Source organism: Scytonema sp. PRP1 (assembly GCF_036697665.2).
In the GTDB taxonomy this organism is placed as follows: Bacteria; Cyanobacteriota; Cyanobacteriia; order Cyanobacteriales; family Nostocaceae; genus Kalymmatonema; species Kalymmatonema gypsitolerans.
This window is the reverse complement of sequence record NZ_JBAHYJ020000084.1, coordinates 240,487-259,195: the sequence shown is the minus strand read 5'-3', so window position 1 is coordinate 259,195 and position 18,709 is coordinate 240,487. Positions and strand designations below refer to the sequence as shown.

Sequence of the window (18,709 nt, the reverse complement as noted above, 5' to 3'; positions counted from 1 at the left end):
AATGATGTGTTTAAGTAACGTTTGTCAGGCTGTTAGTTGTTGGTTATTGGTTGTTCGTTGTTTGACTTCCCAATAACTACTAACCATTAACCAATAACTGCTAAGCACTAACCACTCACTCATGGCTTCTGTGCTTGCTGCACCCAAGACTGATCTTTTCACATTCAAGAGTGACTGTTGTTAATAAAAGACTCCACCTTTGCGACATCTTTTGGGCTTCCAATAATCAAAGGCGTGCGCTGGTGGAGTTGTTTCGCTACCACGTCTAAGATTTCCATGTGTCCCGTAGTAGCGCGACCACCTGCTTGCTCAATGACAAAGGCTAGGGGAGCGGATTCATAAAGCAAGCGCAGTTTACCTTCTGGTTTGGAAAGTGTACCAGGGTAGAGAAACACACCGCCTTGAAGCAAAATTCTGTGGATATCACTTACCATTGCCCCACTATAGCGAGCGGTGTAGCCTTCTGTTCTGTGAACGTAGCGGACGTATTCCCGAATCGGTTCATCCCACTGCCAAAAATTACCCTCGTTGACGCTGTATATGGAACTGTGATCAGGAATTCGGATATTTTCTTCCGTGAGGATAAACTCTCCTAAGCTGGGGTCGAGGGTAAACGAATGAACTCCCTTACCAATAGTATAGACCAGCATCGTGCTGGGACCATACAATATGTAGCCGGCGGCAATTTGGTTGCGCCCAGCAGCTAACAGGTCAGCTGCTTCACCATTGAGGTCGTTTCCTTCCTGTTGCCGAATTGAGAAGATCGAACCCAAACTGAGATTTGTATCAGTGTTCGATGAGCCATCAATTGGGTCATACAAAAGAGTGTAGCGACCTATCGGGCAGTTTTCCGGAATGTAGTAGGGGTTTTCCATTTCTTCGGAAGCTAAGCGACAGACTAAACCGCTTTGCTTGAAAACCGAGATAAAGACATCATTGGCATAGACATCCATCTTTTTGACGGATTCTCCTTGCACATTGACTTCCCCTGTAAATCCGAGAACCCCTTCCATTAAGCCTGCGCGGCTGAGGCGACGAGCAATCAGTTTGCCAGCAAGGGCGATCCGATTCATCAGCGCACTCAGATCCTGGGCTTCGGGCGAAAAGCTGTGAAGTTGCTGTAGGACATGACGGGATAATGTTGTACAATCACGATCTAACGCCTTGTCTACGACTTCGCTGCTTACCGACTCTAAAGATTCCGGCACTTTAGCCATTTTTTATTCTCCCTAGAGACTAGGTGTTTGTTGGGTTCATCCCGTGCGTTGCAACTTGTGGTTGCTGCCTCTATCTTAGAAAGGTAATTTGACAATCTAAATGTGATTTTAGATAAACTAAAGAAATCAATCACCTGTAGGTCTATCCAAGGCTAAGTCACCAGCTTGGAATGCTATACTTGAGCAAGTCTACCTAGTCTAAATGGAAATTTAAACACAATGGTGTCTCGCCAGAAATAATTCCATAGGTATATTTATCCAATCAAGCGAGCAGCGCACCTGTAGACGAAAAAAACATTTTTTACTATGTTAAGTTGTTATCATCTCCCCGCTCGCTGGGCAGACTGATACAACAATGGAAAAAACGAAAAGCAGCAAACCCTCCACTCCAATTCGGTTGAACGTTGCTAACTATACTTTAGCATTTTACAAACCGACGAGTTATGACTATGAGCTAGCAGTCACAACTCGTCGGACATAACTTGATCAAATTGTTTTATTGATTTTTTCTAGATATTTCAGCGCTTAATAGCTTGCATAACTAGAAAACAATTTGCTACTATTGTATTTCATCGCTCTTAAGACTATTATCTTTTCACCCAACTACCTTGTCGCTCCTCCTCGCGGGGTTTCGCCTTATTAACTCTAAGTTGGCGACCCATCCATTCAGCTCCATCTAACTCTGTAATGGCAGCGTCTTCTTGGGCGTCTTCGCTCATGTCAACAAAGGCAAAACCGCGTAATCGTCCAGTTTCGCGGTCAGTAGGTAACACAACTCTTTTGACCTCGCCATATTCTGCAAATACTAATTTTAAATCTGCTTCTGTGGCGCGGTAGGAGAGATTTCCAACGTAAATAGTCATGTGAATCACGTAAGTCGCAACAAAGAGCGAAGAGTTCAGCTTGAAAACAGCTAAAACAAATAGCAGGAATTGCTTTCGTCTCGTCTGATTCACCAACGGCAAATATTGTAGGAGCAAAGCAACCAAGGAGGTTGCGTCTTCTTACAAGTCAACCAGTGGTCATGCTGAATTTTCGCATACGCTACAGATCATAACTGATTGCGTCAATTTTCAAAGTATGAGATTTTACAAACACCTAAAGGTTCAAATCAGCTTGGCTTATATGTGCTGATATCTTTTATGGTTAATAAAATTTTGTTTAATTTTTTCTAACTTTCAATTAAGAAAAATACCTATTTATGCAGATGCGGAATTTCCAATTTTGAAATTTTCGTATTATTGTTTGGCTGAAATGAAATACTTATCATACCTGAGATGAACTGCACACTCCTCTTTAGAAGGAGGCAAGTAAGCAGTTAACAAGGTCTTAATAAATCGAGTAGACGAGCAAAGCGCCCTAGCAAATATCTTGCAATAACAAAGAATAGGTATAATTTTTTATACACTAAAGGGATTTCCAACAAAGAAATTATCCCCTAACACTGGCGTGGGGAACTCCCAGACCTATACGTGCCAACAATCACGCTTAAACACGCAATTGAGCGTCGTTTTAGATTGCCAAACCCCCAATCCTTGCGGGCTACTAAGAAGAAGCCTCGCGGTGGGTTAAAAACACCGCGCAGCATTCTTTTAGAATCCCTGGACTAGAAGTCCGGGAGTGGTCAATCAATGCTAATCGACTGAGGACCACCAGTTTTGCCATTATGTGCCTGAGTGGGTTGAGTCGTTGAATTCGTGTAGGTTGTTGAACCGCGTTGTTGATCGAGCCAGCTTTTAACGGGATCGTCAGCAAGGCTGAGTCGAAGCACACCAGAGACGAAACCGCCCAGAAATGACACTGGGTGCTGGGTGAATTGTTTAAATATGGGTGTTAATTCATCAATGAACATGAAAAATCTCCTGGCACTTGATTAAAAATTAGGACTATTAAAGCGATGGTAACGTGTGGAGTGATGCCTTCGTGAGGATTACTATCGGTCTGGAAACTTTGAGGGCTTTGTTGTCAGGAAAACTGTTACTGCATCTATCTAGGAATATAATAAGCGGTGGTAGAACATTCCCAACACAACCACCGCTGTTCGTCTCGATTGTACTTACATCGAAGTTTGTTCAGGCATCATGCATTTATCAGAGTCACAACCTGCTGGTCCTGCTTCTATTAACTCACCGAAATCATAGCGGCTCAAAACAGCATGAAAATCTTCGGTTTGGCGACGCATTTCCACTTCTTTCATGAGCTGTTCGTACTGTTGTTTTGTTATTGGCTCAAATGGTAAGCGAGGAAAAGTTTGAAGATCGTCAAACCGTGCTAGAAGTGCGGCGCTAATGTAGCCTTGATCATCTCTGATAGTTTCATATATGCGAGTTCCCAACGGTTCAACTTCATTTTCCCGTAGCTCAATGGTGGCAGAGGTGTTATGTGTCACATAAAATTTCTGCACTTGCATATAGAAATCCATTTGGGCGATCGCATTAAATTGACTAATATCTATTTGATCAGCACCTGGTAAATCAGCCCAAAGTACAGCAACTGGAATTTCCACAAGCCATTCGCTGACTCGGGGATCAAAGGGATCATTTAACAAGTTACCTTGTTCATCTTTGTCCGATTGAGAAGGTATGACATTGTAGCCGTAGTCAATACAAGCTAAAGCTACGGGATCATTTTTGCGGAAGGTGATCCGACGAAGAAATCTTTGTGCCTTGGGCGGATGCCATCCTGGGCTAGCACCTGTTAATAAAGACTTGGTACCGCTTGGTTGGACTGTGGTACAGCGATTTGGACGTTTGAGATTGTGGCGATCGCAGTACTCCCAAACAACACGCTGCACAGTATTTTTCCAAAAACTTAGGTATTCTTGCTCCTGACGCTTAAACGCGAGTCCTTGAGCAGTTTCAGGTCTTCCTTGTTCCCACCAGCGCAACCAATCAACTCCAAAAGCATGAACAAAGAAATCAAATAACCCTGTGAAAGAAACACCGACAATCGGGTCTAATTCACGGCTGTATTGGTAGCGTGGTTCAATAAATTTGTGATGCAAAAGTGCTGCTACAGAGAGCCCACCAGCGGTAAAAGCTTCCTCCTGTTCTTTGTAGTTATCTGGGTCAATTTGATTCAGGTGAATTTCCGCTAAGTTGCAGTGGAAATTTGAGCCGATAATTTCCATTTTTGTTACCCTAGAGGCTTTTTATCCCCTAGTTCTACGAGTTCTTAATTCCTCGCAGATCCGACTATATTTTCTACTAATGATTGACGATAGCATTAGTAGCCGGAGACTCGTGGAGCCGTTCTTAAGAACGGAGGTAAAACCCAGATTATATTCTTTTTAAAACCCAACAATAAGTGTTTATTTATGGTTTAAAAAGGTTCACTCTCTAGTCTGTACGGTGTCAAAGGTGCTTTAGTTCCTCTGATTACCTCGGTATTCCCAATCGCAGGGTTCACCGAATTTCTCCGGTTTTTAACGTGAGGCAAAACTATCTACCACACGGGTTTAAACCATAGCGAGCCAAACGATGCTCTAACTCACTTTCAGGAATTTGAGGATAATTCTCCTGCAACCAATCTTTGGCTTTTCCCTCAGCGTATGCTTTGAGAAAATCCACTTTTTGTTCATGATTTCTCAAAAGGTCACAGTTAGCTCTAGCTATCGCTTCACCAGCCCATTGAATTGCACCTTCGCCGCTGTAATACTGTTTGCGGACAGCATCAAGACATTCTTGTAATGTGGGCTTTTGGTGAAATACTCTTGTGTGGTTCGCCATTCTTAGAGCATCCCGCTCTGGATCGATGCGCCAGTTGCCATTTTCATCCTGCTGCCATAGATTGTTCTTGGCATCTGCAAACAAATTATCCTCACTGAAACCTTGGCGCATACCAGCTGAGCGCCTAATGTTACCTGCAACAATTGTGACAGCTGCTTCATCAATCAATAAACAGCATTCAACAGAGTTTAACTGTCGTCCTACAGCTTTATTCAGGATCGATGCACAACGCTCGTACAGCCCAGGCAATTTTACTGGATTAGCTACGCCTCCAAAGCCGTTGAGAGCCTCTCCGGCTTTACGTACGTCGCTAATATCAACAATGACTTGAACGTCTTGTGAAAAGCGTTCATCAGTTGAGAGTTCCAAGAGGCTTTGATATGATTTCACCCAACCTTGACGGCTATCTCCAACGTAAATGGTGACGATATTGCCTTCTATTTTGACTTCTGTCTGCTCACGACGCTCATCAACAGGAGTACTACCAATCTCACCCCGCACTTGTACTTGAAGACGATTGCGGATCAGGGGCAACTGGTTAATATATTGTGGTTCTAGAACTGCTCCAGTTCCACAGCCCATCATTGCCAAATCCACCATCAACCCGAAAGCACTCCAGTCTTGCAGATTGGTAGAGGTGCAATTATATGCCCCAGAAAAGTTTTTTTGCTCTTTTAGCCAGTTCGTACCGCCTACCCACAACCAACGTCCACTAGGTAGAGCTTTTAAGTTTCGCTGCATCCGCTCTAAGATATCAGCCTCATGTGGGAGTAGCTTCCCGAGAGTGATTAAAGCTTGGAGGGTGCGATCGCACACCTGATCCCAAGTCTCCCTCACCCCAGCCTCTTTACGGCGGCTGTAGGTTCTAAAAAACACTGGGTTGGCAGCTGGGGCAGTTTCTGGAAATTTTGCACTCTGACGTTTTCTTTCAAGCTCACGAACCATAATCAAGTCTTGTTGCTCGCTGACATAGATTATGACTATACGGCAAGTGAATGAGAGGGTAAAGGTTGAAAAATTGTTCAATTTGCGCTACCTGTAGGGCTGCACTCATTGTGGTAAAATTTTATAGCTATTCTCGTTGAAAGAAAATACAGTTTAATTGATGGAAAAGTATATAATGTGCAACTAGCCAGTAAAAATCTTATTGCATAAAACGGGGGTAGATATGTGTGAATCCCTATCAGGGATTGAAAATGTTGCCCCTTGGCGTTCTCCCCTTGCCCGTGCTTTGCACCGCAATCGTAGCCAGCCCCACTCCCGCTACTTTCAACTGGCAACTGTCCAAACTGACGGACGCCCCGCGAATCGTACTGTTGTTTTTCGGGGGTTTCTAGGAGACACCAATCTGCTGAAAATCATCACAGATACACGCAGTCAAAAATTCGACCAAATACTTTATAAGCCTTGGGCAGAAGCTTGCTGGTATTTTACCGTCACTCGTGAGCAATTCCGCATAGCAGGAGAACTGAGTCTCATCGATGGTAATCATCCTGACTTAGAACTGCAAAAAGCTCGTCAGTCAACGTGGCAAGACCTTTCAGACAATGCTCGTTTACAATTCGCTTGGCCCCATCCTGGAAAACCTAGAGCTGATCAACAAGCTTTCTCACCATCTCTTCTTGATCCTGCTAGCCCTCCACCTAATTTTTGCCTGTTATTGTTTGATCCCACTCAGGTGGATCATCTAGAATTACGCGGCGATCCCCAAAATCGTTGGTCTTATCTGCGTGGTCACACTTGGTCTACGACTGCGATTAATCCATGAAGAATTTTTGCTTTCGTTAAAGTTGCAAAAATGCAGTAAGTACCTGAGTTTATAAAATTGACCACATTTTGACCAGCGTTTAACTGCTTTGCCAGACTCGACCCACTTCCTTGCTCGTGCAGGGGTAGTGGGCATGAGTGGTTGATTGTCTTTGTCTACAACTGGAATTCGCATTCAGTGGTATAACCCAATTACTTGTTTTAAGTCCCTTCGCCCAACCCAACTAAGATGTCTTGGCTTTCCCAACGCCTGAACCAATCAGGCTTAGAGTGATCCGAGCTAGGGAAGTACTCGGAAGTCTGTACTAAGTTGAGTCTCAATGGGCTATTCAACGCTTACGTTGTCCGAATTGGTTCGGACAATCCTCGTCCCTTTCAGGGCGAGGTTGTTGAACCGAGAATTTTAGATTAACCCAAAATCAAAAATCACTTACCGTTGCCGTTACCACTATTGCCATTACCAGAGGTGCGGATGCGATCGGCAATTCTATCAGGAACTTCCTGAAGATGGTCGTATTCCCAATGGAAAGAACCAACGCCAAGAGTGAGCGATCGCAATTCTACGATAAAGTTTTGCATCTCTGCTTGGGGCAGGTAAGCGCTGACACTGTCCCATCCTTGCCAGTCGTGTATACCTTCATAACCCAAAATCTGCCCTCGCCTACCAGTCACAAGTTGCAGCACTTTGGCAGTAAATTCGCTTGGAGTAGAGACTTGCACACGAATAATCGGTTCTAGTAGAGTCGGTTCACACTTGGGTATTCCCGTTTGCATAGCAAGACGCGCTGCTTGCTTAAATGCTTGTTCAGAACTATCAACAGTGTGGTAAGAACCATTTGTTAGAGTGACCGCCACATCTACGACTGGGAAACCCAATGGACCATGTGAGAGAAACTCCCGTACGCCTGTTTCCACACCTGGGATGTACTGCTTGGGAACCACTCCACCGACAATAGTTTCTTTGAAGTTAAAGCCTTCACCACGTGGTAATGGTTTGATGTCAAGATAAACATCGCCAAACTGCCCGTGACCGCCACTTTGGTGTTTGTAGCGCCCGTGAATTGATGACGCTGGCTTACGAATAGTTTCTTTATAAGGCACTTGCGGTAAGTGCGTTGTCATCGGCAGATTGTATTTACGGCGCAGGCGATCGAGTGCGACTTGCAGATGAATCTCGCCTTGACCCCAAAGGATAACTTCGTGGGTATCGCCGTGTTGTTCCCAAGCAAGAGAGCAGTCTTCTTCCAACAGCTTCGTAATAGCACTGCTGAGCTTAACTTCATCGTTGCGCTTTTCCGGAGTAATCGCTAGGGCATAAACTGGTTCTAGCTGCTCAGCTTTGGGTAATGCTATCGTCAACTGCTCACAAAAAAGAGTATCCCCAGTCTTGATACTCTCTAAACGGCTAACAGCAACCACTTCACCAGCACAAGCTTCGTTAATTTGCTGCTGTTGTTGTCCCATGAGGCGGTAAAGACCACCAGCGCGAACGCCATTGAGAACAATACCGTCTGTTAACTTACCCCGCCAAACTCGCACGAGAGAGAGTTTGCCACCTTGGGGAGTGTAATAAGTTTTTAGTACCTGCGCTATAGGAGAATCGCCTTTTTGAGCCTTTAAGCGACGTTCTGCTGTGGTTTCTGGTTCAGGGGCTTCTCTAAGTAAAGCTTCCAAGAGGGGGCGTACGCCATAATCTTGTTCAGCGACTCCAAAGAAAACGGGTACGACCAAATCTGCCCCTAATTCCATTTTCAAATCTGTGAGAATTTCTTCTTGGGGCGGTTCGATGTCTTCTAAAAGTTCTTCTAATAAATGGTCGTCAAAGTTTGCCAAAGCTTCGAGCATTTCTGCCCGTGCCATATGTTCTTCTTGTTTGAGTTCTTCAGGGAAGGGGATGGGGTCAGCAGGACCACCTGCATGGTACTTGTATGCTTGCTCGCTTACCAAATCGATAAAGCCAATGAGCTGTTCCGCTTGAATGATGGGATATTGATGCGCTACTAAGGGACGGCTGGAAAGGGCTTTCAGGGCGTGCAATGTGTCTAAGACATTGATATTAGCCCGATCCATTTTGTTGACGAACACGAGGTGAGGAATTTCCCAATCGTCAAGGAATTTAAATAAAGGAGCAAGGGTGAGAACTCGGTCTGTAATGGGTTCGCAAACTACAATTGCCGCATCTACTCCCATGAGGGCGTTGTAAGTTTCTTGGGCAAATTCCACACTTCCAGGACAATCAATAAATGTGAAGCGAGTGCCATTATACTCAGTGCTAGCGGCACTTACTTCTACACTCATGTGGCGATCGCGCGATTCCGCAGCACTATCTCCTACCGTATTACCATCCTTAACGCTGCCTTTGCGAGTTATCGCCCCTGTAACGAATAATAAACTTTCCATTAATGTGGTTTTGCCACTTAAATATGGACCGACAATTGCCACATTCCGCGAACCCGATTTGACTTTTTCGTTCATACAACCTCCTTAGCGGCTTGCCACGTTACGCCGCGTTATCCTAAGTTATTGAGGATTTAACATTGATGATTGAAAAGATTATCCTGTCTTTAACTTGAGATTATCTCTCCTTTAATATGAGAGTTAAAAATCGTATTTTCTCGTAATATTTACCACAGCAAAATTTAAGAATTACAAAAATTACTATATAAACTTAAAGTTATGTGAATATATTCCTGTCTCACACAAACTTTGTAAAGTAAATGTAACTCAAATTCCCACACAAGAAAACAATGCGAGTTCCTCTTTATAAATATCGCCTCCCAGCTTTGGTGATCATATTAGTGGCACAAAGCTTTCTCTCGGCTTCTTCCCCAGCCACTGCATCTCCTCGTGATCCCCACCTTACTCTACTGGCGCAATACGTTGATAGCAGCGCTCAAGACTACTTGACTCAAGGGTTGCAGGCAATTCAGGTAGCGAGAGTACAAGATGCGATAGCCTTATTTCGCAAAGCCACAGAACTCGATTCCAATTTAGCTGCAGCGCACTACAATTTGGGACTAGCACTGCGACAAATAGGACAATTACAACCTGCGGCAGATGCATTTTACAAAGCAACACAAGCTGATCCCCAATTTGCGCTAGCTTATGCGAATTTGGGCGGATCGCTGTTGGAAGGAAGCAATTGGCAGCAAGCGAACGATTACTTGCAACGAGCAATAGAACTTGATCCCAAACTGGGAGTTGCTCACTATAACCTAGGGTTGCTGCGCGAGCAACAACGAGATTGGGACAGAGCGATCGCATCCTTCAAAAAAGCAATGGATCTGAGCAAAAATGCACCAGAACCTGCCTATCATATGGGCATATGTTATTTACAACAGGGCAAAGCTGATAAAGCAAAAGATGCCTTTCGTAAAGCAGTCAAAATCAATCCCAAATATTCAGAAGCTCACTACAATCTTGGAACACTTTTGTTTAGCCAAGGTAAGTTAAAAGATGCATTAGAAGCTTTTAGAAAATCGGCAGAAGCAAATACAAATAACGCCAATGCTTATTATGGAGCCGGGTTGGCTTTTATACAATTAAGGCAATATCCAGAAGCGGCACAGGTGTTGCAATATGCCAGAGATTTATACAATGGTCAGCGTAATTTCCAGTGGGCGAACAATGCCGCACAATTATTACAACAGGTGCAAAACCTAAATTATCAGCCTCGTTAAAGCGTAATCACGGCACAATAAATAAAGCGTAATCGCGGCACAATAAAAGTGTCAGAGAGACTGGCTGGTGTGGTTTAAAGTTCTCCCGTTTGGAATCAAAATAGTCATGAAAAAGCGCCTCAAGAGCCAATTCTTGTTCTACGATCGCTGGCTAGATCGGCATTGGATTGTTCGCAATATGGAAGCATTCCAAGACCTAATTGTAGTTATCCTGTGCCTAGGTCTATTTGCCGTCATGCTTATCCAGTTATGGGGGATATTAATTGCCCTCACGCAAGCACCAGATTATAAACAAATAACCGCCAAGATATTATTTATCTTGATTTTGGTCGAGTTATTTCGACTGCTCATGGTTTACTTGCAAGAACATAGCATTGCCGTAGGAGTGGCAGTAGAGGTCACAATTGTATCTGTACTGCGAGAAGTGGTGGTTCACGGAGCGTTGGAAATTTCTTGGATTCAGGTTGCATCAATTTGTGGCTTATTGTTTATATTGGGCGGATTACTGCTAGTGTGTGCCAAAACACCCCATATGGACTGCATAAGCGCTAATACTAAATTTTGTCCTGTTAAGTACGGTGAGATTAGACAACATGAAATTGAGCGTGAATTCAAGCATTCACGTCGGTGTGAGGAGATTGCTTAAATAGTAGAGTTGTCTTCAGCTTCTTATCTCGTTCCCAGGTTCCACCTGGGAATTTAACCTTTTAGGTTAATAATTTATCTACCGATTACGTATCCTCGCATACTCTTTTAGGAAGATGAATACCTCTTTTAGAGCAAGTAGAAGTGAATAAGAAACCTAAAGGAGGGTAAATCTATGGTTCAAACCGCAGGAAACGCTCAAACTCAAAATCCCATTAGCAACCTGGAGTATGACTTCCTCACAGTGTTGCATAACAAAGCTGAAGCAATCAAAGCTTATGACACTTACATCAATGATGCACAGCAAGCTGGTTCTCAACCTTGTGTAGAACTGTTCCAGAAGTTGCGGCAGTCTGATATTGAGCAAGCACAGGAAATCCGCCATCACCTTCAGCAAGTCATGCAGCACGGTAAGATGTAAGCCTAGTTATAACGTAGGCTTTAGGCAGATTTTGCACTAGTGCCGATAGGCTACACAAACCAAGCCCCTTCGGGTATGTCCTCCGGACACGCTACGAATTGCGCCAGTTGCCTAAGTTGGGAAATCCGCCTAAGGCACTTCCTACCACGCTACGCCCAATTCCTAGCTCCTCTTTTAGGAGGACAGGACTGGTCTCACCGCCTGCGTGGGCTAAAAAATTAAGGGGTTAAAAACCAGATTTGGTATTCTCTTGTTCCCAGGTAGAACCTGGGAACGCATTTTCCACGTACTAGTTAAAAGCTTTTATACAGCATCATTTCATAACAATAATGTTTATTAAACAGTTACTAAAGCTTTAACTTAATATATGCACGCTCCCGCTGCAACCTCTTCATGCAGGGTGTCGTAATGTTGTAATATATACGGCTTCTGGTTTGAATGAAGTACAAATTTATCTGTGTTCCATGAGCCTTCATCTGTGGTTCATTATTTCTTTGGTATACCTCACTCAATTGCAACCCGCTGTATCATTTAATTCAGCGGTTTTTCTTGTTAGGTATGCCGAAATTTTGATAGGGGTTTCATATAATTAGTAATACATAAATTAGCAAAAAAACACTAAATTTGAAACCACGGGATGATCATCAACCCGCTGGAAAATCATCTAAGTTATGATGTCCAACCCTCCAGAATCAGATCCATATGGCGATATTCTTATTGTTGATGATGAGCCAAATAACTTGCGAGTTTTATCTACACTTGTGCGGTCTTGCGGGTATCAAGTTAGACAAGCTATTAGTGGAAGCGTAGCCCTTAGAGCTGTGCAAGCACAACAACCAGATTTAATACTGCTGGATATTATGATGCCGGAAATTGATGGTTACGAAGTTTGTCAGCAGTTGAAACTCGATCCTAAAACTCGCGATATACCCATCATTTTTTTGAGTGCGTTGGTTCGAGGGGTAGACAAGGCGAAAGCTTTTCAAGTGGGGGGAGCAGACTATATTACCAAGCCGTTTCAAGTTGAAGAAATTTTAGCAAGAATCAAATATCAACTGACAATTCGCACCCTGCAAACTCAGCTTCAGCAGAAAAATCAGGAACTCAGTCAGCAGAATCACCAGCTAAAAACAGAAATCAACATTCGTCAGCAAACCGAAGCTGAACTGCGGCATTCACAAGCCCAATTACAAGCTGGAAAAGAGCAACTCCAGCAGGTTATTGATAACCTCAAGCGTACTCAAGCGCAGCTTGTGCAAAGCGAAAAGATGTCTAGTTTGGGACAGATGGCGGCTGGGGTAGCTCACGAGATTAATAATCCCATTAGCTTTATATACGGCAATCTTGATTACGCTTCCCAGTATATGCAAGCTTTGATGGATGTTGTAAAACTATATACTAAACATTATCCTCAGCCTCATGTAGAAATTCTACAGGCAATACAAGCCAATGAACTCGATTTTGTCATTGAGGATTTTCCAAAAGTACTAGCGTCGATGAAAGAAGGCGCAGAGAGAATTCGAGACATTGTGCTGTCGATGCGCTATTTTTCAGGTTCGGATCAGGCTTATGCCAAGCCTGCTGATATTCACAAAGGACTTGATAACACCTTGATAATTTTACAAAACCGTCTGAAAGCGCAAAAAAACCTAGCAGCAATTGAGGTCAAGCGAGAATACGGAAAAATTCCCTTGGTGAATTGTTATTTAGGGCAAATCAATCAAGTTTTTATGAATCTTTTGTCTAATGCAATAGGTGCTTTAGAGGAAAAGCAAAATGAAGGCACTTTTAAACCTACTATAAAAATTAGTACAAAACTTAGTCATAACAGCAAAGAATCCCAAGACAAAAATTCAAAATGGGTCGAGATTCGTATAACTGACAATGGCACTGGTATCCCCTACCAACTTCAAAACCGTATCTTTGACCCCTTTTTTACCACAAAGCCTGTGGGCAAAGGCACTGGATTAGGGTTATCAATCAGTCACTCCATCATCGTCGAGCAACATCGTGGTCAATTACTTTGTCGTTCAGAACCTGGACATGGAACAGAATTACTTATTAGACTTCCAGTTTGACGCTCCCCTGCCTGTTAAAATTTCGCTACCCTAATTTTAACTAAAAGGCAAGGGCAAGCTAACAATTTTCATTACTTTTCGTGTCAACACTAAAGAAAAAGAAATTCCTTAAAAATCCTGCGAAAAGCAAGGCAAAACACAGACAGATGTACTTAGAGAGCTTATTCGCAGTCTTAAAAAAGAAAACATCACGGTAGGAAGACAGTCTACGTTGTGGCTTTCATCCCCGGCGCTACTTGCACGAGGTTTTCAGCCTACTTTCTTATAAGCACTTATAAGGGACTTCCAAATAAAAAAATATCCAGCTTTTTCTTGTGGGATGGGATTGGCGCCCGTCCTATTAACTGGGCGGGCGGGGACGCCCAACGCCAGTCGCCTCTGTCGGGAAAGCCGTCATTCGCGCTGGCTCCCCCACAAGATGAATAATTTATTTCTTGGAAATCCCTAAGCAACTGAAACAAAAATGCATTCATAAATTTTACCCCTCTTTGAAACACAAAGAGGGGCTGATAATGAGGTGCTTTGATTGCTCTAATAAGCGTCCTGCAACTCATAGAAGTCAGGCGACACGTAATCCTTACGCAGGGGCCAACCTACCCAATCTTCTGGCATCAAAAGCCGCTTTAGGTCTGGGTGCCCTTCGTAGATAATGCCGAACATATCGTAGGACTCCCGTTCTTGCCAGTCTGCTGCCTTCCAAATCCAGTAAACTGAGGGAACTCTGGGATTTTCCCGTGGTAGGAACACTTTGAGACGCACTTCCTGGGGACGGTCAGCATTATCACTGAGTTTAATCAAATGATACATACTAACCAACTGCTGTCCTGGGCCCAAATCAATTCCAGCTTGACACTGGAGGTAATTAAACCCATAAGCATAAAGTGCAGTGGAAAGTGGCAGCAAAAAATCTGGCTCAACTTTAATGACCTCTACACCTTCATGATCTGCTTCTAAAGACTCATGGGCAAAGTCATTTTCTGTCAACCACTGGGAAACTTCACCCGCTTTGACTATTGACTGTTGTTCTGACTGTTCTTCTGCTGCCGCCGGTTTCGATTCTTCAGCCACGGTTAGTTTCCTCCTTTTGTGCCTTTTGAGTCAAAAGAGCAGGTGGGACTGGTAGACCGATCGCTTCGGTTAATTCCTTCGGCGGTGTAACACGAGACTCAGCCTGCAAATACTTACCCGTGTGAATTTGCTCTGCAGGCTTGAGGTTGTGAGTTGTGCTGTAGTAGCGGTGAGTTTGCTTAATCAGACTCCGCTCTTGGATTGAATCATTTGCTATCTTCTTCCGCAGCTTAATAATCGCGTCAATAATCGCTTCTGGACGCGGCGGACAACCGGGTAAGTAAACGTCCACTGGAATCAGCTTATCGACTCCACGCACTGCTGTGGGGGAAATCCACGCTGAACATTCCGCCAGTAATCGTGCAAGCACCCATAGCAATCACGTACTTCGGTTCTGGCATTTGCTCATAAAGACGCACGAGCTGAGGTGCCATCTTCATGGTGATTGTGCCTGCAGTGATAATTAAGTCGGCTTGGCGGGGACTAGAACGGGGAATCAGACCAAAACGGTCAAAGTCAAATCGGGAACCAATCAAAGCTGCAAACTCAATAAAGCAGCAAGCGGTACCAAACAGCATGGGCCAAAGGCTAGAAAGCCGCACCCAGTTGTAGAGGTCATCAACCGTGGTTAGGATGACGTTTTCTGACAATTCTTGGGTTACTGTAGGACGCTCAATCGGGTTGAGGATGCGTTCTTTTTGCTGCTGCTCTATGTTAGTATCTAAGACCATTCCAAAGCTCCTTTACGCCATGCGTACACGAGGGCAATTACAAGAATTGCAATAAAAATTAGCGCCTCAATAAATGCCAATAACCCAAGACGGTGGAAAGCAACCGCCCAAGGATATAAAAATACAGTCTCTACATCAAAAATGACGAAGACGAGCGCAAACATGTAGTAGCGGATATTGAACTGAATCCAAGCTCCACCGATGGGTTCCATGCCGGATTCATATGTAGTGCGCCGTTCTGGGTTGCGACCACTCGGTCGCAGGAGCTTGGACGCTGATAGAGCGAGGGCAGGTACTAGGCTACAGAGGATGAAGAAGCCTAGAAGGTACTCGTAACCGCTAAGGACAAACACAATGAATTTCTACCGCTTTTGGTGCTAATAAACTTGTAACCTTCTTTTACATTATATCTCTTTGACTTTTTTGAATCCTGAAAAATAGAGCTGGAGACGATTTGATTCGTTTTTACTCAAGATAGAAAAACCTAACACTTATGTCATAATTTTTAACGTATATTTAAGATTTGCCTCTCACCGACGCCAAGAGCCATGAGCGAACAAGCTGCTGAGACGACCGCGTTAGACCGCTACGAGTGCCGTGCCTGCGGTTACATTTATGAACCCGAAAAGGGGGATGACAAGCATGACATCGCCCCAGGGATACCCTTTGCTGAATTATCTTCTACTTGGCGCTGCCCAGTTTGCGGTGTCAAAAAGAATGGTTTTACAAACATTGGTCCTGCTGGTACAGCATCCGGTTTCCAAGAAAATCTGAAATATGGTGTTGGTGTGAATAACCTGACACCAGGTCAGAAGAACCTGCTGATTTTCGGGGCTTTGGCTCTTGCCTTCTTGTTTTTTATGAGCCTCTACGGCGTACAATAAGACGCGCTTTTAACGCGGAGGGTGGGCAATAAACCTACACCAAACCCATACACAAATTCAAAAAAACTAACAGATACTAACAGATAAAGATGCGCTCAATTGTGAAAATTTACCAACGAATACTTGCTTTGTTCGTGGTTATCCTTGTATGTGTTGGTTGTAGTAATGTCCCTTCGACCAGCTACAATCCTTGGGAAGTGATTTCCGTCCCAACAGATGCAAAACTACTGGATATTGCCTTTACAAATGACCCCCAGCATGGTTTCTTAGTAGGGAGCAATGCCACTCTGTTGGAAACAAAAGACGGTGGCAGAACTTGGCAGCCTCTAGAATTAAAACTGGATGACCAAAGGTACCGTTTTAACACTGTCAGTTTTGCAGGTCAAGAGGGGTGGATAGCTGGAGAACCTTCTCTACTGTTGCACAGCACTGATGAAGGTCGTTCTTGGTCACGCATTCCCCTGAGTGAAAAGCTACCAGGTAGCCCCGTGAGTATTGTGGCACTGGCACAAAACACAGCTGAGATGGCTACGGATGTGGGAGCAATATACAGAACCACAGATGGTGGACAAAACTGGAAAGCGCAGGTGGAACAAGCCGTAGGAGTGGTTCGTAACATCGAACGTTCTGCTGATGGCAAATATGTTGCTGTTTCTGCAAAAGGTAACTTCTACTCGACTTGGGAACCAGGGCTAAATGCTTGGGTACCTCATAACCGCAATAGTTCCAGACGGGTAGAAAATATGGGATTTACCGAACAGGGACAAATGTGGATGTTAGCACGAGGTGGTCAGGTACAATTTAGTAACCCACAAGAGCCTGACAAGTGGTTGGAAACTCAATATCCAGAACTCTCGACCAGTTGGGGCTTACTTGATTTGGCTTATCGTACACCCGATGAAATTTGGGTTAGTGGCGGTAGCGCTAATTTGCTGCACAGTTCTGATGGCGGCAAAACTTGGGAAAAAGACCGTGATGTTGAAGGAGTTCCCACTAATTTTTACAAAATCGTTTTTCTCAACCCAGAAAAGGGATTTGTGATTGGCGATCGCGGTGTTTTACTCAAATACAATCCCAATATTGCAGCCGCTTCTAAATCAAAAGCTGCGTAAGTATTTATTCCTATTTATGAGAAAGAAGTTACGAGGTGTAACTCTTTCTTAACTTTGTAGGATAATGATCTCAATAACAATCTTGCTCAAGGTAGGGGTATAAATGTCGGGTACTACTGGAGAACGTCCATTTTCGGACATTATTACGAGCGTTCGTTACTGGGTGATCCACAGCATCACCATTCCTGCACTGTTTATTGCGGGTTGGTTGTTTGTCAGCACTGGCTTGGCATACGATGTGTTTGGTACACCTCGCCCTGATGAGTATTACACACCAGCACGGCAGGAATTGCCAATTGTAAATAACCGTTATCAAGCAAAACAACAAGTAGAGCAATTTAGTAACACAAAGTAGTTTGAAATCATGACTAGCGGCAATAACATCAATCAACCAGTTTCCTATCCAATTTTTACGGTCAGATGGCTTGCAGTTCACACCCTAGCTGTGCCAACTGTGTTCTTTTTGGGTGCGATCGCTTCCATGCAGTTTATTCAGCGCTAGGAGAGAATCATGGAAAGAAAGGACAATCCCAATAATCAGCCGGTTGAACTCAACCGGACTTCGCTTTACCTGGGACTGCTACTCGTTTTTGTTCTAGGGATTCTGTTTTCCAGTTACTTCTTTAACTAACTGGAACGACAGCTATTGACTGGTGTTTATTTTTTAACTTTCGTCGCTAATTTTTTATTAAGGGAGGAGAGACTGTGTCTGGAAGTGGCAGAATTCCCCTGTGGATTGTTGCAACAATCGCAGGTTTAGGTGTAATTACCGTTGTAGGTATTTTCTTTTACGGAGCCTACGCTGGACTCGGTTCTTCAATATAATCGTAGTTTCAGCCGACACAATTGCTAATTGCTATTTGTTTGCATACTTAGAGGATGTTTTAAAAGTGGTTAGTTATGTATCAAAAACTTTTCGATCCCCCTAAATCCTCCTTAATAAGAGGGACTTTGAGACTATTTTCCCCCCTTTTTAAGGGGGGCTAGGGCGAATCTCGATACAACTCGGTACTTCACAAACATCCTCTTATGGCAATACACAATTAGCAATTAGTAGCTGTAAGCAAGATTTAGCTAGTAGCACAAGTTGAACAAATAGCGCTATCCTTCCCCACCCTCAGCTACGCGGAGTGGGGAAGGATAGCGTCTGCTTGGATGTTTTTGTTTTGGGGTGCGTTTTAGTGTATATTAGGTTTTGCGAGGCATAAACGTAAAGTACCCGCTTTGCCGTAAAGGAAGACTACCCGTAGCATAAAGGCAACTAGGCGACTGGTCGGCAATAGTCAACCCAATCGATACAGTTAACGGCAGTATCCTGATACCAGAATCAGCATCTAATAGTGGCTACGTCCCCTTAGATATTTCTGGGCTAAATCAA

At 43.9% G+C, this 18,709-nt stretch carries 20 protein-coding genes and 2 pseudogenes; 12 read left to right on the top strand and 10 right to left on the bottom strand.

The window, feature by feature from the left end; all coding sequences use genetic code 11:
- Positions 1-24: 24 nt before the first annotated feature.
- Positions 25-168, bottom strand: coding sequence for a hypothetical protein (locus V5G28_RS20475; protein ID WP_336231271.1), 144 nt, complete (start codon positions 166-168; stop codon positions 25-27).
- Positions 165-1,217, bottom strand: coding sequence for a class 1 fructose-bisphosphatase (gene fbp / locus V5G28_RS20470; protein ID WP_332988000.1), 1,053 nt, complete (start codon positions 1,215-1,217; stop codon positions 165-167). Before fbp ends, V5G28_RS20475 begins: the two co-directional genes overlap by 4 nt.
- Before the next feature lie 355 nt (positions 1,218-1,572).
- On the opposite strand from fbp, the gene V5G28_RS20465 reads away from it, so the two are divergent.
- Positions 1,573-1,698: a hypothetical protein gene (locus tag V5G28_RS20465; RefSeq protein ID WP_332987999.1), complete on the top strand. Its 126-nt coding sequence runs from the start codon at positions 1,573-1,575 to the stop codon at positions 1,696-1,698.
- A 106-nt stretch (positions 1,699-1,804) separates the two neighbouring features.
- Here V5G28_RS20465 and V5G28_RS20460 read toward each other — a convergent pair whose 3' ends face one another.
- From V5G28_RS20460 to nrdJ, 3 genes and pseudogenes are all read right to left on the bottom strand, one after another.
- On the bottom strand, positions 1,805-2,080 hold the full coding sequence (locus V5G28_RS20460) for an RNA recognition motif domain-containing protein (protein ID WP_041037900.1): 276 nt from the start codon (positions 2,078-2,080) through the stop codon (positions 1,805-1,807).
- 761 nt (positions 2,081-2,841) lie between these two features.
- Positions 2,842-3,069 carry a hypothetical protein gene (locus tag V5G28_RS20455; protein WP_096567342.1) on the bottom strand — a complete coding sequence of 76 codons (228 nt, stop codon included), beginning with the start codon at positions 3,067-3,069 and terminating at the stop codon, positions 2,842-2,844.
- Positions 3,070-3,282: 213 nt separating this feature from the next.
- Positions 3,283-5,890: pseudogene (gene nrdJ, locus V5G28_RS36795) on the bottom strand (ribonucleoside-triphosphate reductase, adenosylcobalamin-dependent); the annotation flags it as partial.
- Between the two features lie 223 nt (positions 5,891-6,113).
- Between nrdJ and V5G28_RS20440 the strand changes: the two are divergent.
- Entirely contained in the window at positions 6,114-6,713 is a 600-nt protein-coding gene (locus V5G28_RS20440; protein ID WP_332987998.1) for an Npun_F5749 family FMN-dependent PPOX-type flavoprotein, read from the top strand.
- On the opposite strand, the gene V5G28_RS20435 is transcribed toward V5G28_RS20440, so the two are convergent.
- Both V5G28_RS20435 and V5G28_RS20430 read right to left on the bottom strand, forming a co-directional pair.
- Entirely contained in the window at positions 6,639-6,887 is a 249-nt protein-coding gene (locus tag V5G28_RS20435; RefSeq protein WP_332987997.1) for an RRXRR domain-containing protein, read from the bottom strand. The genes V5G28_RS20440 and V5G28_RS20435 overlap by 75 nt on opposite strands.
- A 251-nt stretch (positions 6,888-7,138) precedes the next feature.
- Positions 7,139-9,187: an elongation factor G gene (locus tag V5G28_RS20430; RefSeq protein WP_332987995.1), complete on the bottom strand. Its 2,049-nt coding sequence runs from the start codon at positions 9,185-9,187 to the stop codon at positions 7,139-7,141.
- Positions 9,188-9,459: 272 nt separating this feature from the next.
- Here V5G28_RS20430 and V5G28_RS20425 point away from each other — a divergent pair, with 272 nt between their 5' ends.
- From V5G28_RS20425 to V5G28_RS20410, 4 genes are all read left to right on the top strand, one after another.
- A complete protein-coding gene (locus tag V5G28_RS20425; protein ID WP_332987994.1) occupies positions 9,460-10,392 on the top strand; it encodes a tetratricopeptide repeat protein in 933 nt (310 codons plus the stop codon).
- Between the two features lie 106 nt (positions 10,393-10,498).
- Positions 10,499-11,038: a phosphate-starvation-inducible PsiE family protein gene (locus tag V5G28_RS20420; protein WP_332987993.1), complete on the top strand. Its 540-nt coding sequence runs from the start codon at positions 10,499-10,501 to the stop codon at positions 11,036-11,038.
- A gap of 174 nt (positions 11,039-11,212) precedes the next feature.
- On the top strand, positions 11,213-11,458 hold the full coding sequence (locus V5G28_RS20415; RefSeq protein WP_096567247.1) for a hypothetical protein: 246 nt from the start codon (positions 11,213-11,215) through the stop codon (positions 11,456-11,458).
- 671 nt (positions 11,459-12,129) lie between these two features.
- Positions 12,130-13,536 (top strand): hybrid sensor histidine kinase/response regulator, encoded by a 1,407-nt coding sequence (locus V5G28_RS20410; RefSeq protein WP_332987992.1) that lies wholly within the window; start codon positions 12,130-12,132, stop codon positions 13,534-13,536.
- Between the two features lie 531 nt (positions 13,537-14,067).
- Here V5G28_RS20410 and V5G28_RS20405 read toward each other — a convergent pair.
- The 3 genes and pseudogenes from V5G28_RS20405 to ndhC all read right to left on the bottom strand — a co-directional run bounded on the left by V5G28_RS20405 (position 14,068) and on the right by ndhC (position 15,688).
- Positions 14,068-14,604, bottom strand: a complete 537-nt coding sequence (locus V5G28_RS20405; RefSeq protein WP_332987991.1) for an NAD(P)H-quinone oxidoreductase subunit J — start codon at positions 14,602-14,604, stop codon at positions 14,068-14,070.
- Positions 14,597-15,335, bottom strand: a pseudogene (locus tag V5G28_RS20400) (NADH dehydrogenase subunit K). The gene V5G28_RS20405 and the pseudogene V5G28_RS20400 overlap by 8 nt, the downstream one beginning before the upstream one ends.
- Entirely contained in the window at positions 15,326-15,688 is a 363-nt protein-coding gene (gene ndhC / locus V5G28_RS20395; RefSeq protein WP_073636470.1) for a photosynthetic/respiratory NAD(P)H-quinone oxidoreductase subunit C, read from the bottom strand. Before ndhC ends, V5G28_RS20400 begins: the two are co-directional and overlap by 10 nt.
- 195 nt (positions 15,689-15,883) lie before the next feature.
- On the opposite strand from ndhC, the gene V5G28_RS20390 reads away from it, so the two are divergent.
- From V5G28_RS20390 to V5G28_RS20365, 6 genes are all read left to right on the top strand, one after another.
- Positions 15,884-16,219, top strand: coding sequence for a rubredoxin (locus V5G28_RS20390; protein WP_073636471.1), 336 nt, complete (start codon positions 15,884-15,886; stop codon positions 16,217-16,219).
- A gap of 89 nt (positions 16,220-16,308) precedes the next feature.
- Positions 16,309-17,331 carry a photosynthesis system II assembly factor Ycf48 gene (locus V5G28_RS20385; protein ID WP_332987990.1) on the top strand — a complete coding sequence of 341 codons (1,023 nt, stop codon included), beginning with the start codon at positions 16,309-16,311 and terminating at the stop codon, positions 17,329-17,331.
- A gap of 103 nt (positions 17,332-17,434) precedes the next feature.
- Positions 17,435-17,686 carry a cytochrome b559 subunit alpha gene (gene psbE / locus V5G28_RS20380; protein WP_041036305.1) on the top strand — a complete coding sequence of 84 codons (252 nt, stop codon included), beginning with the start codon at positions 17,435-17,437 and terminating at the stop codon, positions 17,684-17,686.
- A gap of 9 nt (positions 17,687-17,695) precedes the next feature.
- Positions 17,696-17,833, top strand: a complete 138-nt coding sequence (gene psbF / locus V5G28_RS20375; protein ID WP_096567259.1) for a cytochrome b559 subunit beta — start codon at positions 17,696-17,698, stop codon at positions 17,831-17,833.
- A 9-nt stretch (positions 17,834-17,842) separates the two neighbouring features.
- Complete coding sequence (locus tag V5G28_RS20370; RefSeq protein WP_332987989.1) at positions 17,843-17,962, top strand: photosystem II reaction center protein L; 120 nt, start codon at positions 17,843-17,845, stop codon at positions 17,960-17,962.
- A 74-nt stretch (positions 17,963-18,036) separates the two neighbouring features.
- Positions 18,037-18,156 (top strand): photosystem II reaction center protein J, encoded by a 120-nt coding sequence (locus V5G28_RS20365; protein WP_069350721.1) that lies wholly within the window; start codon positions 18,037-18,039, stop codon positions 18,154-18,156.
- Positions 18,157-18,709 lie beyond the last annotated feature (553 nt).

Coding starts and splice junctions, on each gene's coding strand:
- fbp (WP_332988000.1), bottom strand. CDS start 1,217: ATGGCTAAAGTGCCGGAATCTTTAGAGTCGGTAAGCAGCGAAGTCGTA.
- V5G28_RS20465 (WP_332987999.1), top strand. CDS start 1,573: ATGGAAAAAACGAAAAGCAGCAAACCCTCCACTCCAATTCGGTTGAAC.
- V5G28_RS20460 (WP_041037900.1), bottom strand. CDS start 2,080: ATGACTATTTACGTTGGAAATCTCTCCTACCGCGCCACAGAAGCAGAT.
- V5G28_RS20455 (WP_096567342.1), bottom strand. CDS start 3,069: ATGTTCATTGATGAATTAACACCCATATTTAAACAATTCACCCAGCAC.
- V5G28_RS20440 (WP_332987998.1), top strand. CDS start 6,114: ATGTGTGAATCCCTATCAGGGATTGAAAATGTTGCCCCTTGGCGTTCT.
- V5G28_RS20435 (WP_332987997.1), bottom strand. CDS start 6,887: ATGCGAATTCCAGTTGTAGACAAAGACAATCAACCACTCATGCCCACT.
- V5G28_RS20430 (WP_332987995.1), bottom strand. CDS start 9,187: ATGAACGAAAAAGTCAAATCGGGTTCGCGGAATGTGGCAATTGTCGGT.
- V5G28_RS20425 (WP_332987994.1), top strand. CDS start 9,460: ATGCGAGTTCCTCTTTATAAATATCGCCTCCCAGCTTTGGTGATCATA.
- V5G28_RS20420 (WP_332987993.1), top strand. CDS start 10,499: ATGAAAAAGCGCCTCAAGAGCCAATTCTTGTTCTACGATCGCTGGCTA.
- V5G28_RS20415 (WP_096567247.1), top strand. CDS start 11,213: ATGGTTCAAACCGCAGGAAACGCTCAAACTCAAAATCCCATTAGCAAC.
- V5G28_RS20410 (WP_332987992.1), top strand. CDS start 12,130: ATGATGTCCAACCCTCCAGAATCAGATCCATATGGCGATATTCTTATT.
- V5G28_RS20390 (WP_073636471.1), top strand. CDS start 15,884: ATGAGCGAACAAGCTGCTGAGACGACCGCGTTAGACCGCTACGAGTGC.
- V5G28_RS20385 (WP_332987990.1), top strand. CDS start 16,309: ATGCGCTCAATTGTGAAAATTTACCAACGAATACTTGCTTTGTTCGTG.
- psbE (WP_041036305.1), top strand. CDS start 17,435: ATGTCGGGTACTACTGGAGAACGTCCATTTTCGGACATTATTACGAGC.
- psbF (WP_096567259.1), top strand. CDS start 17,696: ATGACTAGCGGCAATAACATCAATCAACCAGTTTCCTATCCAATTTTT.
- V5G28_RS20370 (WP_332987989.1), top strand. CDS start 17,843: ATGGAAAGAAAGGACAATCCCAATAATCAGCCGGTTGAACTCAACCGG.